A 17,842-nucleotide genomic window follows, 5' to 3' on the forward strand; every position below is an offset into this window, starting at 1 on the left:
CACAATTTTAAATGATAATCATATCTTTTATTGTGACTCATTTCACTGCTGAGAGGTCTTTTTTAAAGGCTGTTTTCTTAAACCTTGTTGCTACCTGAACAAGGGGTTGATTTCCGCTCCAGGATGCTCGCTTTCCGTGGGGCGGGCGGTGAGCCTCACAAGCAAAGCTTGCGGGGTCTCACCTTCCCGCTAATCCCACAGGAGTCTCGCACCTTACACTCCAATCAACCCGGCTTAACAACGGGATCGCTTCACTGAACATATTAAAAAACAAGATTCTTTAAGAAAAGAGTCTTTTTTATTTACTATTTTGTTGCCATCCATACGACGAATAAAATAATGGCAATGCTGCCCCAGAAGATTGTTTGTTTGTATCTCAAATGAACACCCTCCCCTAACAGGTTTTAGTTTCTAGATCACATGAAAATAACGGTAAACCCTTGGAATATTGAATCCATTGACAAATTTATTCCGTAAAAAAGTGTCTAAATAAACCTTAATGGTCTCTACGTGTACAAGTTATTTTTTAAGTTCATTAACTCTAGATGCAATAAGATTTAGACTTTCTTGAATTTCGTTTAACACGTTAACCTGACTTGCAGGTTTCCAGGCAATAACGTATAAGCTTATGGCCTTTACAATTAAACTGGCATCCTTGATGTATTCCAACATGCCTTTTTTTATATACACATCTCCTTTTTATATCTATAACATTGAATAGTTATCTCAGCTTACAAATCCTATGCCTCCCATACCCCAGCATTAATCATAAAAAAATTCCTATCTGAAATTTTCTCTTTTTAAAAGGCACTTTTCGTATAGATTGTTACTTTTATATAAGGTAAAGAAAAATTTACTTTTTATGGTATTATTTTTACAAGAGCCTTTCCTGCTAAGAATATACAGTATTCAATATTCAGAGACATTAAAAAGGGGATAATTATGAGGTTACCATTAGGAAGTGTGCCATTGAGCGAAAGTGAATTAAAGTCTATCTTAACTGAACTTAAAAATGAAAAACGTGATTGGCAAGATGTAGATAAAATTTCCGTATTAAAGTCGATGTTAGAGCATATTGGTTCTACGGATAGCGAACTCCGTGACCAGTTGATTTATACTTCTTTTTATAAATTAATTATTGAGAGTAATCAAATTGAAACTCAGCTATTAACCGAACTCTTAGATACTTGTATGGATGAATTAATGTTTAAAGGTATCGGCGAAAAGGAAACCGACACCGTGTTCACAAGAGCATTTACAACCATTTTAGTAGCATTAATACTTTACCGGGATAATCAAGAAAATTTTTTATCCTCAAGCAAAGTAAAAAGAATTAAAGAGGAATTAATGAAGTACATTTACCTTGAGAAAGATTTAAGAGGGTATGTCGCCGGGAAAGGATGGGCTCACAGTATCGCTCATGTAGCTGACACTTTTGAAGTGTTGGTGAAGAATCCAAAGCTAGATAAAGAAGATTATCCTGAAATATTAAGAGTGTTATGGAGTAAAGTTCTTATATCAAGTAGTGTCTATGTTCATGATGAAGATGAAAGGTTATTAATCCCTATTCTTGAAATGCTAGAAAAAGGGTTGAATGCAGCAGAAATAGAAGTATTACTACAGCACTTACCGAATGAATTAAAAATTCAAAAGGAACAGATTGAAAAAGAAAAGTACTGGTTATTAGTTTTTAATATTAAAACATTTTTAAAGAGTTTTTACATTAAAATTAACGGTAATCCTAAACTACTGCCACTTCAAAAGAAAATTGAACATAGCCTGGCCAGAATATTTTGAGAGCCATTTGCGTTTTGTAATTAATCGTCATACGTTTTTGTATAATAGAGTATACAGCCGGTTCTTATAGAATGACTGTATTTTCTTTATACCACAAGCAGAATTTCACTATAATACGAGTAGATTTTTGGAAGGAACTGAGCAACATTTGATTTTATCTGTTCTTTTTCAGGCGTTTTTTTACATTTTTCAAGAAAGCTAAACCAGTAGAGGTAATTGTCTAATTAATTGATGGCTACTCCCTGAAACCTATCCAGCCAGCCCTTTAGTCGTTTGTGATAGTTATTGACTTCCTGGAGATGGTAGATGCCTTTTTTCACATTTTCATCTTTGCTCAAGTTGGTGGTTTCGTGCTTCACGGCTTTAATAAGAGCAAACTTTTTGTAGTTCGTTGCAGTGTCCGTGCATAACAAAGAAGACGGGTCATTGTAGTTACCGATAACGGCCTCAATTTCTTCTGCCCGTACACGACTTTTTGAGCGATGACTTGTTTGCGGTCATGAGCCACCACAACGGCAATATAAGATTACTTACCCCTCTTTTTTTGTCTCTTCCTCCACGTTTCTTAGGCTTTCTCTCTAAAGCTCTACACCCTTTAAGGACTCTTCAAAAAAGGTCTCGTCTTCCAAATAAAAAAGCCGCATAGAAGACAGCATCATCTCAGGCCTTCTTCTATTCATTTCAGATACATGCTGGAAGTGCTCATTAAAAATTGTCTACAAGACATTTAAAATTAAGCAATGTACATATTAATTCATCAAAAGAAAAGATTATATATAAAATGGAAAAATCTAATGAGGTGAACATGAAAACAACAAAAAACCAAATTCAAAGTGAAAATTTATCTATTCTTATTTGGAAATTGGCAATCGGCTCTACTTTATCATGGGAAATAGCAAAACTCTGTGGTTCCATCCATCCTTACTTAGCTCCGCTTTCAGTTATTATTAGCCTTCAATCAACAATGGATAAAACGATAAGGCTTTCCATTAAACGAGTAAGTGGAACCATTATCGGCATATTTGTTACTGTTTTGATTGCAAGTCATATGACAGTAAACGCATGGAACTTAGGACTATTAATTCTTTTAGGATGTTTTGCTGCGAAATATTTGAATTTGGACAAAAAAGTCATTCATCAGGTTGCTCTCACCATTTTATTTGTTTTTGTATTTGAACACCAAACAAAGCATTATGCAATAGACAGAATGAGAGATACCCTTATCGGTGTATTGGTTACAGGAATCATTCAGTTGATTTGGTTCCGTCTAATTTTACCGAACATACAAAAAAAACCTAATCTTGAGTAGACTGCTTGGGGCATTGCCTTTTTGGTTTCAGCAGCATTTGATCCAAGATTCAAAAAGAATGGAAATTACGCATTGATGTTACCCCGGAAGTTTAGCGGACCCAAAAATACAATATGGTATAATTTAGTTATTATAATATTAATTCAAGAAACCATAGGAGTATACATATGACCAGTCCGCAAGATCTTTTAGAGCTTGATATCTCGTACTACGAAACCTTTACGAACCGGATTGATACCGCTTGGGGTACAATGTTTTGTAATGAAAATCAGCCGAATTGGTATGATTCAAATCATGCACATATCATTAATGCGTGCCAGGATCCTCAATCAGTAATAAATGAAGTAATCAGCTATTATCAATCTCGAAATATCATACCAAGATTCTACATCTATAACTTAGACATACAGCAGCATCTGCTCAGGGAATTAAAAAACAGGAACTTTGGCTACGAAGAATTAATCAGCCCTGTTCAATTATGGAACAACAAAGTCATTGATATTGATCATTGCAGCAGAGTTACTATTGAAAAAGTAACAAAAGAAAATTACCACGAAGCCTTGAATATAGAAGGCAGCATCAAGGAATTTGGCGGAAGAGAAGCAATTGAGAAGGTTTATGAAGATCAATTTAATCATTTTTCCTTCACACATTATCTTCTTCGGTACGATGGAATAGCCTGTTCCACCGCATGTATGTTTGAAGATGGAAACCAGGCACGAATGGAAAGTGTAGCTACAATTGAAGAATATAGAGGAAAAGGCTTAATCGGAGAAATGATTCAGTTTATACAAGAAGAAGCGCTAATTAGAGGAATAGAAAAACTATGGGTTTTTCCAATAAATGAAACAGTAGAAAAAGTATATCAAAAATATGGGTTTCAAACAGTAGAAAAACTTATAAATGGCCATGCATTTTTGAGCGGAAAAAGCATTAAAGAAATCCGGGAATAAGACAAAGAGCGTTTTTTTAACGCTTAATGGATGGAAGGACAATAACTTATTACAAATATGTTAAGTTAGATATTTGATTACAAATAAAGGCAGGAGTAAAAAATTGAATATTGAACAAAAGTTATATCAAGCAGCGAAAAAACTTATTGAAAAAAGATATCCTGCTGGCTGGGGCGGTGCAGCAGCAATGTACACTAACAATGGAGAAATACTAACAAGTGTATCTCCAGAGGTCATTAATGCATCAACAGAGTTATGTATAGAAACAGGTGCGATTTTGGAAGCACATAAATTTAACACAAAAATTACTCATTCAATATGCGTTGTAAGAGATGATGAAAACCAGGACTTTAAAATCCTAACTCCTTGCGGGGTCTGTCAAGAAAGATTATTTTACTGGGGAAGGGATGTAAAAGTTGCAGTAACTGTTTCAGATGATGAGAAACAATTACTTTTTAAAACCTTAGGAGAAGTTCAGCCGTATCACTGGTCTCACGCATACGAAGATGAAGACTTTTTCAACTAACAGGTGCTTTTTAAAAAGATGAGCTATTGGGTTATATTCCCAAGCTCATTTCCCTTAAAATATTGGTCCGGATTAATTAAGTTTCCATTTTGTTTTTCTACGGTTTTTCTCGCCCGCTTGAGTGCATATGACTTAATTACTCCCCTAATATATAAGCGCTTTAGCTTAATTTCCTCATGAGTTACTTGAGACAGTTTATTTACCAATTCGTGCTGGACCAGATATGTTGTAAATTTGTTTGTTCTATTACTATAAATTCCACCTTAGTGTGGGTCTGCCTCTTAATGATTATGGCCATAGGAATGTACCATTTCTGCCATGTTTTTTACCTCCGATTGTCACAATATTCACCACTTGTTTCCAATGAATTTACCATTGGAGGAATGTCAAGAAAACCGCAGATATACAATGTTAAGGATTTTGAGAGATAAAAAAATTCTAATTCCTCTGCATTTTTACCGAGGAATTAGACTAATGTTCTTCCACAATCGCGCCCGATTACGGAATAAGTTATTAAAAAAATTATATATTCTTTTTATGTGTGAGGAATAGACTTGGGATGAAGATTAGCGCAAGTACAATGGAGGATACTAAAAATCCGGCATGGTAACCTTTTAAACCATTAGCAATCGTTAGGTTCAATCCTTGTATGACAGTTGCGACAACGGTTGCGATAACAGCTGAACCAAAGCTTGAACCCACATTTTCAATAATATTAATACCGACACCTGCTTCTGGAAGTTGTTTGCTGTCAAGTCCTGTATAAGCGTCACTCGTAAGCGGAAGCATAATACCTCCAAAACTGGTACCACGAATGAACAATACGATAGATATCCAAATCATACTTGTTTTATCGGTGATAAAGATAAGTGGAATAGATCCGATAAGCGAAATAACAAGGCTAACCATAACCACGTATTTAGCGCCAATCTTATCAATCATTTTTCCAATCATTGGTCGAGTAACGAGCATCCCAACTCCTTGAGGGATTAAAGCCAGTGCTGCTTCAATTGCCGTGAAATGACGGAAGTATTGAAAGAACAATGGAAGTATGAGCATCGGTCCCATGACGGCAATATTTGCTAAGAACAAACCGATGCTGGATGCTCGGAAACTCTTGTGTGCAAACAAACTCATTGGAAGTACGGTTTGATTCTTTCTGATTCGATTATATACGAGGTAAATGACTGCAAAAGCAAAGCCAATGCCCATCCATAGGATTGTTTCGCTATTGATAAATGATGCATGGTCCGCAGCATTAGTAATTCCGTAAATCAATGCCGCACTCATTATGGACAAATCGATAATACCAAAAACATCGAGTTTACTATCTTTGTTGAATGGTTCAAAGTCTGGAATAGTTTTTATCATAAGTGGTGCCGCAATCAAAACGATGAACACGTTGATGAAAAATATCCAATGCCATGAAGCACCTTGAACGATGAAGCCCCCGATTACAGGTCCTAGGATTGGGCCGAAGATCATAGGTGTGCTGACGATTGCCATAACTTTCCCTAAGTTTTCTTGACCTGCCGTTTTAACTAAGAGTGTTGACATCAGCGGGGTAATAATCCCAGCGCTAAATCCTTGAAGCAAACGGAAAAAGATGAAGCTGGAAACACTCCAACTTATTCCTACAAATACAGAAATGATACCGAAGGCGATGACTGCACTGACGAAGATTTTCTTTCCATTAAATTTGTTCATAAGCCACCCAGATACTGGTACTGCGATTGCAAGAGCTAAAACATAGCCTGTAATGGCCCATTGAATGGTATCCAATGTCGTGTTGAAATCCTTAGTTAGTTTGTCGATAGCGATGTTCACCATAGTTGAATCAAGCATTGGAGCAATGGCTCCAAGTGCAATTGCCCAAGCAGCCGTGAGAATTTCTTTTGGTAATCCATTTTCCTTTATTTTACCATTTGACATATTATTTTCCTCTCAGGTGTTATTTTTTTGTTTCCTTGTCAACAAAATATAACACCGTTTTGTTTCTTCGTCAACAAAATAATAGTGATAAAAAAGCAGCCGGTTCTCAAAAGAGTTAGGCTGCCTGTAGTTTCATTATTCAAATTTCTATACCTTGTTTCCTTATTTCTGCATCCAAATGCCTACTATACTTTTCAACGAAGCTAAGCATACTGTCAAATTGTTCCTCGGTTACTTGTTCAAATACGTCTTTGTCCCGTTCACGAAATTCTTTATGCAGTTCCTCATGGATATTATAAATATCTCTCCCTTGCTCAGTAAGCCTAAAATAGATCTCTTTCTTGTTATCTGGCTTCTGGTAGCTTTCGATAAGGTCTTTTTTTATAAGCTTCTTAGTTAATTTGCTTATGGCACCTCTAGTCATATAAAGTGACTCTGCAAGTTTTGTCAAATTGGTGTCTCCATTTTTTTCAATGGCTTCGATACAATGTACTTCAGAAGGCTTATTACCCCTTAGATGATCTTCCATCTTCCCCTTATTAAGCCAAGCCATTTTGTTGAATAAGTCCCTAAAATTCATTATTAGCTGGTCTTCTTTGTTCACAGCCTATCCTCCCACTCGTTGGTACATTACCTCTATTATATATTAAATTTCTGTTTCCATTTCAACGATATTAAAGTAATTACTTTAGGAATTAAGAAATAATGATCTCTCCGATTAATCTCAAACAAATAAAAATGATACTTGAACAAATAGTGAACTTTTATTCAACAAAATGGCCCGTTTGCGGAAAACTGATTTTATTGAAAAACAATTAAATTTGTATAAAAACCATAACAGTTTTGATTCTCGAAAATATGTTTTTTTATTTTTTTCACTAGAAGGTTGAAATGGTAAACAGTATATCATTCTTTGGTACACTTTTTGTCATTCAGTGGTAAAAACTATGTCAAGGATGGTACATTTTAATGGCTGTAATCACTTAAGGCAACAGGTCTATACTAAAAATAGAAATAACTTTTTTTTATAAAAATCCCATCCTGTATTTGCTCCTATATTTTATCCATTGGGCTCCTGCTGATGCTTCTAAAACTCCGTAATCCGTTGTTTTCGGCTTACGACGAAAATATACTTGATGTTAGCATCAAAGATGAATGTGCCAAAAAAAAGCGACGTGGTTATCCACATTGCTTTGTAAAAGTTTATTATGGCTGATTCCAGAAGAGTGTAGTAACAGCAGGCACAATGACAGAAAACAAAAGAACAAGTGAATTGCCAGTTATGCCAATAAGCTTAAGGGCCCCTTTATTGCTTATAAGCGCAGCCAATAATCCAATGATCGGCAGAATGATACAAATCGCTATCATTACTGGACCTGAAAATAGATCGCCACTAGTTGTTAATAAAGATCGGCCTAACACAATAACTGAAACTAAAAATGCAACAATAGATATAAGACTTAATTTTTTCATGCTCTCCCCCTCTCTTTTTATGTTAAATATTACCATAAAAAATATTCAGGAAATAAGCCATTCTTTTACCAACAAGATATGTATGATGTACTTTTTTAGTCCCCATCCAATTCTTCAGATTGCAAAATAATAAACTCCTTTAGGTTTGAAGCTAATTCCTCAATTTCCCCTGTTTCGTGATACCAAATGTACAAACGATTATCAACTTCCACATTCCCCATCCGAAAGCATAACTTATCTCCTGTTCCATCTTCACCAATCGATATAAGCTCACTTGCCATTGCTTCATCTCTTACTTCTTTATTTTGCCTTACTATGTCGTCCCAAGTGCTTTTTACGTTTTTGGGGTCTTTAATAGGAAAAAGCGTCCACTCTCCAATTTGGGCATTGTTGGATAGCTTGAATAGTTCTTTGTATTGTTTGGGGAAGGCTGCTTCTAATTCATTTTCTGCTAAATGTATATCAATTTCAGTAACTCTAGGTTTTCTTGAATCAATTAAGTCGATCACGTCATTCATTCACAAACTCCCCCACACTTTTATTCTCCTGTTTTTGAAGTGTTACTTCTAAGAATGCTCCTCTATCATTTCTTCAGCGTAAGTAAGAAAACTGCTGTAAGGAGAGCTCCCTTTCAAACATTGCGATGCCACATACAATGGTGATATTAATATATCTTTCTTCTTAGAATACAGGACACTCAGTACGTTGGCATTTCTATCCGCTCCATCTAAATGAGGAGAGTAATTGTATACAGAAGAGGCTTCATACCAGTAAAAGTCTTGTGCAATATGATTTTTGATAACCTGGCAAATATATGCACCTAATCGATTCACAAAATTATCAAAATGATTTTTTAAAAGTTCAGCACCAAACTCCGTACTCATCAATCTATTTGCATACATATCAATATACCGGATACTCTCAATAGTAAAGTCTAGGTTTCTTTTAGTCAGATTCTCTTTATCCAAAGCATCATCCGATACATCCTGATACATTAATTGCGCAATGCCTTTTAAATCGTCTTTTTTCAGTTTTGCTTTATTTAGGAAACCAAACATAAGATGGGAATTCTCCTTTAATTTTATATGAGTGCAGGGTTATGGTAATAGTTTTTGGAATTTGCACAGATATTACGTTTCTGAAGATACCTCTCCTCTGTGCTCACCCCGATAAACCTGTAATTCATTTTCTGAAGTGATCATGATTTTATTGTTATTTATGAACGTAATCTCAAGAGGAAATATAGCAGATATTTTATTAGAAAAGATCCATCTTCTCCCCGGCTGAACTAAAATGATAAATATTCCGCTGCTTCTTTCTCCCATAAAATTTATAGAGGTGCTGCTAATTGCATCATTGTCACGCTCGGTCAAACCGATTTCATTTAATTTTTCACTTACGCTCACTGCATACTTTACGACTAAACCTATTTCACTTATGTTTAAAATACTTGCAGCAGAAAATGGTTCATTACTACTTTCAGCAATTTCATATCTTGAAATTAATTCAACGATATTACCTGAAGGGTCATAGAAATAAAAAGCATGGGCAGGAAAATGAGTAAAATGGACCTCGTCCAACCCATCTTCAACAAGTAATTTAACTCTTTCTTTTGCCCAGGATTTTGCTTCACTAAATTTGATAGCTGGTATGTTGAACGCAAAATGATAATAGGGGTTTTCTGCTGCTTCTTTTGCTGTGAACTCAAATTCACCTGTACCAGCCGCAAACCGAAAGCTATCCTTATCCTCGTGAATCAGAGAAAAGCCTAATGTATTGATATAGAAATTTTTCATTTCCATTAAACTGTTTGTCTGTAAAACAATTGATTTAATTTCCATTAATCCTGACACCTTCCCAGTATATCTTTTGGAACTACCAAAAACATTAACTAGATCTCCCGCAAAGGCCTTAATCAATTAAAGAATTCCGTACTTTTTTAACGCATAATAAATACCATCTTCACTGGATTTTTTCGTTACAAAATCCGCTGCATTTTTCAATCTTTCATTTCCGTTGCCCATTGCAATGCCCAAACCAGCTAGTTCCACCATATCAATATCATTTTCACCATCTCCAAAAGCAATTGCTTCTGATTTAATGATATTAAAATATTCCAGAGTTTTTGAGATTGCCAGAGATTTAGATACATCTTCCTGTAAAACATTCAGGACATATGGATGCCACCTTCTAAATCTTAGATGCGGAAACCTTTGTATGTACTTCTCAACGGTTTCATCATTTGCAAATAAACATAATAAAAATACTTCTTCACTGTGAGTTTGAAGACGGGTTTTAGGATACTCATTGAGAGACAAAGTTTCCTTTAAAGCAGTTAAGATTTCGGGCTCTGTTACTCCATTCATACTAAATTCTTCTGTATAGAATGACAAACCGTTTCTTTGTAATTTCGCAAATTCCATGACCTCGTGAATTATGCCTTTATCTATTGGCACTTTATGAATCACTTCTTGTATATGTTTCACGTACCCCCCATTTGCTGTTATAAAGGTTTCTATACCTAGATCTATCAAATCTTTACACAGTGAAAGTGGTCTTCCAGTTGCTGCCACAACCCTTAACCCTTTTCTTTTCAACTCTTTTATTGCTTCAACCGTAGAAATAGGAATACTGCCATCTTCGTGATTTGTAATAGTCCCATCAACATCCAAAAACACAATTCGATAACTCATTATTATCCCCCTGAATAGCTTTAATAAACCATACAAATTTTTTTATATTCGCATTCAAACTGGCCATCTATTTTTATCTAACTTTTAACTTTCTTTTGTCTTCCACATATAAAAGTTATAGATTAGTTCAATAGCAAAAACGGTAAGGAAAAATAATACAAGAAGTGATTTTTCAAGCCTGCTAAAGTCCATGAATAGATAAAAAATAATAACTGCCAAAACGATGATCGGAGAACTTATTAATGTTCTAATCAATTTTCTCCTGTAAGATAATCTAAATTAGTTTAACTTAAAACCTTTATCCACTTTTCATTTGTTTTTATAAACAACCGAGAAAATGAACACTACAAGCAGGGAACCTATAACAGGAATTGAGAACTTTATCACCAGCAATCCTCCGTGAATAAAAATTAAAGCATACATATCGCCTAATTTTATTTTACCATAAAATTCCACCATTTCCTGTCTTGATATAAATCAGCAATATTTTAATAAACATAAAAAAGTGGCCCGATTTGCACCGATTAGCCGTGGCTACCAATTATAGTTTTCCTAGTGGCCATGCGACGATGGCCATGGCTCTGTATGGCTCTTTGACCTTTTTGCTATGGCGAAATATTAAAACTCTTAAGGGACGCATTATATTAGTTAGTATTTCGAGCATAATGGTTGTGACAATTGGTATCAGCCGGATTTACCTTGGTGTGCATTATCCCAGTGATATAATAGCAGGTTATTTCATTAGTGGCTTTTGGCTTACCTTCTCCATTTGGTTTTATCAACGATACCAGGAAATAAGGTATAGAAGAATCTCTGATTAATAACATTAAAGAAAATATTCAACTTCACCCATCCCCTTGCTTCAAAGGAAAATATCGAACGGTTCGATTCTATTCCTGGAATAGCAAAAAGGATGGCCGAATAAACCCTCACGGGAATGGGAAAGATGTAGGAACGCATTTCTCTAGTGCCTGCGAGACCATAATTAAAATGCCGGCAAATAGAAAGAAGCATACAGTCACTGTAATGCTTATTCGACAAACACTTTCCTTTTAAAGAAACTGACCGAGTGTCTATTTAAAAGTAAGGCGATGTTTTCATAAAATGCAGATACTATTTTCATGGAAAGACTGCATAACAGCACAATGAATCGCACAAATCAGCGATTCGCCAAAGGAAAGGAAAATAGCTTTGAGGCGTTCTAGGCTGGGAGAGGTTTATTGATCAACTATGGTGCATAGAGCCCATCCTTTATTCGTACTCCAACGACTGTTGATAGGTGTTTCCCTTTGTCCTTATGAGAGCTGATTGTATGAAGATTTAGTTGTTGGCATAGGGCACGCTCCTCATGCTACAGAATAAACCATTTTTCAAAGGCACAAAAGGATGGTCGGTTCACACCCTCCGTCCAATTTATAGTAAAAAAGAGGAATAATATGGAGGAACATTTAAATAATCTCATTCATCACTATGGATATTTCGGAATCATTCTTGTGCTAATCGGCGGGATAATTGGGCTGCCAATTCCTGACGAGGTTCTTCTCACCTATGTTGGATATAATGTGTTCTCAGGAAGAATGTCTTATGAAATTTCTTTGGTCTGTTCCTTTTTCGGGGCAATAGGAGGAATATCCGCTAGTTATTTTTTAGGGTTAAAACTAGGACTTCCATTCTTAAAAAAGTTCGGTCCAAAATTACATATTACGGAATCAAGAATTGCACTGACCCGCCGTTTGTTTTCAAAGCTAGGTCCATATTTGCTATTCTTAGGGTTTTTTATACCAGGAGTCAGACATGTAACAGCTTATTTGGCCGGTATTAATTGCTTGACGTTTAAGCGTTTTTCATTATTTGCGTTTTCAGGTGCTGCACTTTGGGTTTTTACATTTATCACTTTAGGATATAAACTTGGTTCCGAGTGGAAACAAGTACAAATGTACACGGAAAAATGGAGCGTTATTATTCTTCCTGTTTTTATGGGACTAATTCTTCTTTTTATTTTTTTCTACAAAAGGGCAAAAAAAGACAACACTTAAATGCTAGTGTTGCCTTTTATCTATGTGGTCAATGGGTATCTTTTAACCGCTGAATGTTTCTTAGTATTCTACTCAACAGGAAAAGCAGAAATCAATGCTATTATTCCAGTAATCAGGAATGATATTTCTGGTCCAAAACTCTCCCATAACCACCCTGTAAGCAAGGAAGCTGGAAATAGACCTATTCCAGTTATCATCTCATAGAAGCTAATCCCTTACCCCAGTAATCTTTGCATAAATCGAATCCCACTTCTGCTTCCAATGGAGGATATTCAACAATTTTAGTGTTCATATCTTTTATTCCACCTTTTCCAAGGTTCCCCTTTGTTTTTGGGATTTGCCATATCCACAACCAGCGTGTTTTCAATACCCTTTGTTAAGGATGAATATAATCTATATAAAATGAAAAGAACAACCAAACCAGTAATTGAATGTATTTCAGCAACTCCGATATAGACTGCCCCACAGACTGCGTACCCGCAATGATCTGTTTCGGCCTGAATTTTGATCACTTTCTTTTCCCTCCTACCCTTCTCCTGTTTTGTCCCAGTACTTAAGAAGGAAGTCCTTATTCCCTATAATTTAGAACAAAATAAAAAGACTGCTACTGCAGCCTTTTTATTTGCTTTCATATATTAAAAAGTTATTTAGAAGAGAGTTCGGTATCAGTAACCCATTGAAGATCCACCTTTACCCCTTCGACTTGAAGGAGCATGGCTAAGGCTGTGACCTCAGGTGCTATATCAATAAAAAAAATCCGCCTGGTTAAAAGAGCGGGCATTTGTCGGGAAACACGACAGGGTACCAAAAGTACACCCAAAAGATTCGGAATAATGAAAGGTGACCGCGGAACTCTAATAATGAAAAACTAAAAAGACACCTATAAGTGTTTACAAAGGAATTAAGAAAATATAAAGAACCCGGGTTCTATCCACCCCGGGTTCTTCTCAGGCCTAATCTAGCAGTCTTAGTTGACTTTTACATTAGTCGATTGGCTTATATTGCCTGCCTTATCCTTCGCAACGATCCTTAATGTTGTACCATTTTTCTGAGATTTGATTTTGACTTTGTAAGTTCCTTTAGCATCAGCAACTGCTTTGCCGAGGACTGTTTTTTCTTTGTAAATGTAAACAGTGGCACCCTTTTCAGCCTTGCCTGTTACATAAAGAGTTTTAAGGGTAACTTTATTAACAGAAGGCTTGCCAGGAGCCGTAGTATCCAGAACTTTGACAGTTTTGGCGCTGCTAACGTTTCCTGCCGCATCAGTCACAGTTACTTTAATCTCGGTTCCTGAAGCCTGCTTGCTGATGGAAAATTTATATTTTCCACTCTTGTCTGCGGTAGTGCTCTTTTGAAATTTTCCGTTTATATATAGTTTTACAGTGGAGTTGGTTTCTGCTTTCCCGCTCACTGTTGTGGATTTATCGGTTACTTTGTCCACACCAGGTGCGGCCGGAGCAGCGAAATCAGGCATTTTCGTGAATGATGGAAGGCCTGAGATATAGCCAATGCCGCCAGTTTTGTTAATACCAATCTGTTCGTCAATTGCCTTCAATAATTCTTCCTTATTTACAGCAGCTGGGTCAAATTGCTTCTTATCCACTTCATCACCAGGGTGTTGGAAATTGCTCATGATGTAAGAGAACCCATTGCGGTCATCTGCTGCAAACAAACCAGTAGATTCCGCACCCGCTGGAGTTGAAAGCACACGTGACAATTCTTTGGTATCGACATTATACGCCCATACAAAGTTGTTTGTATGCTGTCCGCTGTCTTCACCGATGAATAAAGTTCTCATTGCCTCGGAGTAGCTTAAATTATCCGGAGCGGCTACCTTGTCTACATTTGCAGTGTTTCCGCGGGCATCAGCGCTCGCAAGGTCTTCTCCAGCCAATAAACCATTCATTGTGGCAGCAACATACTTACTATTAATCGGCTGGCCTGTGCTGTCTTTTTGCCCTGCAGTTAAATCTAACTGATAAGTAACACCTGATTTTAATTTCGGCAGCTGAATATCGTCAGGTAATTCAGAATCCGCAGCCGCTTTTTCCATCCCGTTGCTTTGATCAGAGATAGCTACATATACTTTTTTATCTTTGGAATTTAGTGTGATACCTTCCATTTTGTTGAATTCAGTAGTTGCACCCAGTAAACCTGCATAACGGCGGGATTCTAGGAAAGCAGCTGCCTTTTCCATACCTGGCTTAAGCTTTAGATACTCAACTTTTCCGTAGGAATATTGTTTAATAGCTTTAAAGCCTTCTTTTGGTACATCAGAAGTTTCGAAAATATCGCTGAATTTGATGCCTTTATCTATCAGCTTTTTAATCTCTTTATCAGCGGCTTCCCCTAACTTGATCCATTCAAGGTTACCTGCGCCTGACTTATCGTCATTTACCTTGGTTTGATGGAATTTAGCGGCATATAACGTACCAGCGGACAAATCCTTCTCTTTGTTCGCTACATACATAAACATCGAAGTATTTGAACCATCATCGCCGAAGAATGCCGTTTTGTTATCAGGCATTACTTTCATTAACTCATGAGAGAAACGGCCGATGCTGTAGTGTTTTACTACTTTGGCTTCTCCGTCTCTATTTACTGAGATCTCGGGGATATAGCCATAGAAATATGGATTTGCTTTAGAATTATCACCAAAATAAAGGTTGGCAAAGCTTTCAGTCCATGTTCTTGCACTTGACGCCGGATCAAATTCAAAACCGCGTGCATCAGGTTCATATTCTTCAGAACTTAAGTGAGTGTTCCATGGTGAAAGTGAGCCATTGCATGGAATCCAAAGGCCGTTAACACTAGAAAAATCTACTTTCTTTACTTCTTTTTCCTTTAGTTCACCGGTTTTCTTATCCTGATCTAAAGTCGTTAATGACACGCTGCTAGGGACGATGCCGTATGCAGATTTTCCTGCAGCATCGAGGGTTTGATACTCGTAATGAGTGAGCATATATAGCTTGCCGTCAATTGGATTCAGCAGACTGTTTGAATCAGGAGCATCTGATACGAAATATGCAGGGCTGCCAGGAACACTGTTGTCCATAATAGGATCTCCATAATAGTCGATTGGCGTCCCGGCTGGGATTTTTTCACCATTCACCGTGGCTACTTTGTCTTCTGATTTAAAAAGCTGTTTATATGTAAGAGGGAACTTTTTGACCTTTCCATTACTGTATTTCACTTCCACAGAAGCATTTGTATATGTCTTTACCATTTGATCGATGGTAGCAGGCGCCTGCATGCCGCTAAACTTGATTGAATCAACCTTTACTTGCGGTGATGGCGCGGCTGCAGATGGCGATAATGCAGGAATGGTAATCGCTAGTGCAAGTGCAGCTGCTGCAGCTCCCTTTTTAGTTATGCTTTTCATTTAACATCCTCCTAGTAAAATAGGTATCTATCATTATCTATTAAAGGCTAATATTGTAAACCTTCCTCTAAAAATGTTTTAATTTTTTGTAAACTTTTTTAACCATCTAGGGGGCGAACAGTTTAGTTCACGAGATCTTTGTCCCACGCACCCGTACGTTCTACCCTGGCTACTGAAATAATAGGTCCTATAAAAAAAAGAGCAACCAGTAAAAACTGGTTAACTCTATAATACGAACGCACCCGATAGTTAAAATACATTTTTTCACAAACTTTCCTTTGTAATCAGATACAACATTTTACATATTTCTCATTAAATATTTTTGGACAAACAGGACTCTGCTAATTTTGGCTATTGAAGTATTTCCACAAATTGTTCTTCTGAAATTACTTTAATCCATTTCTTTTTAATAAAGCAGAAGTAACTCCCATCCCCTTAAGTTCTTTACTAATGAATTCACCGTTAAAAATCATTGAACTGCCACAAGATCAGGCACCCTATAAATTAGAGTGGCTGTTTCAGTGCCGACAAAGGCTGCTATTTAGCAGCCTTTCGTTGAACAAACAGAGAATGACTGTATTAAGTTGTCACAGCTTCTAATTTCATAATGGCGCCAAAATACTGTGAAGCAGTGGTAAACGTAATAAATGAACAAAGTTCACTGATTTCTGCATCAGAAAGATGCTCTCTCAATATATTAAATTGAGCATCTGATACATTCCCTTTTTGTTTTAAAAAAACCTCTGCAAAACCTGCTGCAATAGACATTTTTTCATCGAACAAATGAGGTTCAGGTGTTCCTTTTGCCTTGCAATACTCACAGCCATTGCTTTGTGCTAATACTCTCCTTACTTGTTCTTTAAGCTGGGATGATAGATTCATATCTTTCTCAAATACTTCTCCTAATAAATTCCACCCATTTAATATATCCCTGTTATGTCCTAACAGTCTTTGAAAAGGGGTCACCCCAAATTCAGATTCGTTAATTCTTGCCATAATCACTGCCTCCTTATAGTATTAATGATATCGAAAAAAATTAAGCAATGACATTAAATCCAAAATCCATTTCGCGATTTTCCTTTACTTAATTAATATAAAAAGGAGGATTTCTTTAAAAATGAAAATTGATTCAATTGACAGGAAAATAATAGATGAATTGAGCAAGAATAGCCGGTTATCGATGAGTGAAATTGGGAGAAGAATTAATTTATCTTCACCGTCTGTAACAGAACGGGTAAGACAAATGGAGTCATTTGGAGTAATAAAGAGTTATACATTAGAAGTCGATTATGCTAAATTAGGCGCTCCTATTCAATGCATGATAGAAGCAACCGTTAAAAATGGTGATTATACTTCTTTTAAGAGATATATTGAAGGACTTCCAAATGTTGAATTTTGCTACCGGATCGCTGGAAACGCCTGTTATATGCTTAAAATGCAGTTCGATTCATTTTCTAAAGCAGAAGAATTTATTGAAGAGGTAAATCCTTATGCTCAAACGGTAACGCATTTTATTTTTTCTAAAGTTCAGACGAGTATAAGATTTGATTCAGATTGAATTCTTGTTTTTAAAAGGCTGTTTTCGTAAACTTTGTTGCTCCCTGAACAAGGGGTTGATTTCCGCTTCAGGATGCTCGCTTTCCGTGGGGCGGGCGGTGAGCCTCACAAGCTAGCTTGCGGGGTCTCACCTTCCCGCTAATCCCACGGGAGTCTCGCACCTTACACTCCAATCAACCTGGTT

General features: G+C 36.5%; 17 protein-coding genes and 2 pseudogenes. 7 read left to right on the forward strand and 12 right to left on the reverse strand.

Going from position 1 to position 17,842, the window contains the following annotated elements; translation table 11 throughout:
* Nucleotides 1-942 precede the first annotated feature (942 nt).
* Nucleotides 943-1,797, forward strand: a complete 855-nt coding sequence (locus BIV59_RS20305; RefSeq protein WP_083392286.1) for a DUF2785 domain-containing protein — start codon at nucleotides 943-945, stop codon at nucleotides 1,795-1,797.
* Between the two features lie 64 nt (nucleotides 1,798-1,861).
* Here BIV59_RS20305 and BIV59_RS23015 read toward each other — a convergent pair.
* A pseudogene (locus BIV59_RS23015) lies at nucleotides 1,862-2,420 on the reverse strand (IS1595 family transposase); the annotation flags it as partial.
* Nucleotides 2,421-2,602: 182 nt separating this feature from the next.
* On the opposite strand from BIV59_RS23015, the gene BIV59_RS20310 reads away from it, so the two are divergent.
* From BIV59_RS20310 to BIV59_RS20320, 3 genes are all read left to right on the forward strand, one after another.
* On the forward strand, nucleotides 2,603-3,106 hold the full coding sequence (locus BIV59_RS20310; protein WP_170846212.1) for an FUSC family protein: 504 nt from the start codon (nucleotides 2,603-2,605) through the stop codon (nucleotides 3,104-3,106).
* Nucleotides 3,107-3,273: 167 nt separating this feature from the next.
* Entirely contained in the window at nucleotides 3,274-4,059 is a 786-nt protein-coding gene (locus BIV59_RS20315) for a GNAT family N-acetyltransferase (protein ID WP_071353286.1), read from the forward strand.
* A 103-nt stretch (nucleotides 4,060-4,162) separates the two neighbouring features.
* Nucleotides 4,163-4,585 carry a cytidine deaminase gene (locus BIV59_RS20320; RefSeq protein WP_071353287.1) on the forward strand — a complete coding sequence of 141 codons (423 nt, stop codon included), beginning with the start codon at nucleotides 4,163-4,165 and terminating at the stop codon, nucleotides 4,583-4,585.
* 522 nt (nucleotides 4,586-5,107) lie between these two features.
* Here BIV59_RS20320 and BIV59_RS20325 read toward each other — a convergent pair.
* The 7 genes from BIV59_RS20325 to BIV59_RS20355 all read right to left on the reverse strand — a co-directional run bounded on the left by BIV59_RS20325 (nucleotide 5,108) and on the right by BIV59_RS20355 (nucleotide 10,683).
* Nucleotides 5,108-6,517, reverse strand: a complete 1,410-nt coding sequence (locus tag BIV59_RS20325; RefSeq protein ID WP_071353288.1) for an MDR family MFS transporter — start codon at nucleotides 6,515-6,517, stop codon at nucleotides 5,108-5,110.
* 139 nt (nucleotides 6,518-6,656) lie between these two features.
* Nucleotides 6,657-7,121, reverse strand: coding sequence for a MarR family transcriptional regulator (locus BIV59_RS20330; RefSeq protein ID WP_071353289.1), 465 nt, complete (start codon nucleotides 7,119-7,121; stop codon nucleotides 6,657-6,659).
* A 602-nt stretch (nucleotides 7,122-7,723) separates the two neighbouring features.
* Complete coding sequence (locus BIV59_RS20335) at nucleotides 7,724-7,990, reverse strand: hypothetical protein (RefSeq protein WP_071353290.1); 267 nt, start codon at nucleotides 7,988-7,990, stop codon at nucleotides 7,724-7,726.
* Between the two features lie 95 nt (nucleotides 7,991-8,085).
* The gene (locus BIV59_RS20340) at nucleotides 8,086-8,508 is read right to left on the reverse strand and encodes an SMI1/KNR4 family protein (protein ID WP_071353291.1); all 423 of its coding nucleotides are present in this window, start codon (nucleotides 8,506-8,508) and stop codon (nucleotides 8,086-8,088) included.
* Between the two features lie 48 nt (nucleotides 8,509-8,556).
* Entirely contained in the window at nucleotides 8,557-9,048 is a 492-nt protein-coding gene (locus BIV59_RS20345; protein ID WP_071353292.1) for a hypothetical protein, read from the reverse strand.
* Nucleotides 9,049-9,120: 72 nt separating this feature from the next.
* Nucleotides 9,121-9,831, reverse strand: coding sequence for a VOC family protein (locus BIV59_RS20350; RefSeq protein ID WP_071353293.1), 711 nt, complete (start codon nucleotides 9,829-9,831; stop codon nucleotides 9,121-9,123).
* 78 nt (nucleotides 9,832-9,909) lie between these two features.
* A complete protein-coding gene (locus BIV59_RS20355) occupies nucleotides 9,910-10,683 on the reverse strand; it encodes a Cof-type HAD-IIB family hydrolase (RefSeq protein WP_071353294.1) in 774 nt (257 codons plus the stop codon).
* Nucleotides 10,684-11,213: 530 nt separating this feature from the next.
* Here BIV59_RS20355 and BIV59_RS23020 point away from each other — a divergent pair.
* The gene (locus BIV59_RS23020) at nucleotides 11,214-11,504 is read left to right on the forward strand and encodes a phosphatase PAP2 family protein (protein WP_276205158.1); all 291 of its coding nucleotides are present in this window, start codon (nucleotides 11,214-11,216) and stop codon (nucleotides 11,502-11,504) included.
* A 756-nt stretch (nucleotides 11,505-12,260) separates the two neighbouring features.
* Entirely contained in the window at nucleotides 12,261-12,719 is a 459-nt protein-coding gene (locus BIV59_RS20360) for a DedA family protein (protein ID WP_481747454.1), read from the forward strand.
* A 281-nt stretch (nucleotides 12,720-13,000) separates the two neighbouring features.
* Here BIV59_RS20360 and BIV59_RS20365 read toward each other — a convergent pair whose 3' ends face one another.
* The 4 genes and pseudogenes from BIV59_RS20365 to BIV59_RS20375 form a co-directional block, all read right to left on the reverse strand.
* On the reverse strand, nucleotides 13,001-13,231 hold the full coding sequence (locus BIV59_RS20365) for a hypothetical protein (protein ID WP_071353296.1): 231 nt from the start codon (nucleotides 13,229-13,231) through the stop codon (nucleotides 13,001-13,003).
* Nucleotides 13,232-13,686: 455 nt separating this feature from the next.
* Entirely contained in the window at nucleotides 13,687-16,101 is a 2,415-nt protein-coding gene (locus tag BIV59_RS20370) for an Ig-like domain-containing protein (RefSeq protein WP_083392288.1), read from the reverse strand.
* A gap of 351 nt (nucleotides 16,102-16,452) precedes the next feature.
* Nucleotides 16,453-16,589, reverse strand: a pseudogene (locus tag BIV59_RS24575) (2-thiouracil desulfurase family protein); the annotation flags it as partial.
* 91 nt (nucleotides 16,590-16,680) lie between these two features.
* On the reverse strand, nucleotides 16,681-17,097 hold the full coding sequence (locus tag BIV59_RS20375) for a carboxymuconolactone decarboxylase family protein (protein WP_071353297.1): 417 nt from the start codon (nucleotides 17,095-17,097) through the stop codon (nucleotides 16,681-16,683).
* A 121-nt stretch (nucleotides 17,098-17,218) separates the two neighbouring features.
* Here BIV59_RS20375 and BIV59_RS20380 point away from each other — a divergent pair, with 121 nt between their 5' ends.
* On the forward strand, nucleotides 17,219-17,659 hold the full coding sequence (locus BIV59_RS20380; protein ID WP_071353298.1) for an Lrp/AsnC family transcriptional regulator: 441 nt from the start codon (nucleotides 17,219-17,221) through the stop codon (nucleotides 17,657-17,659).
* Nucleotides 17,660-17,842: the final 183 nt, after the last annotated feature.

The sequence above is a fragment of the Bacillus sp. MUM 13 genome (genome assembly GCF_001866725.1).
Taxonomy (GTDB): Bacteria; Bacillota; Bacilli; order Bacillales; family DSM-1321; genus Peribacillus.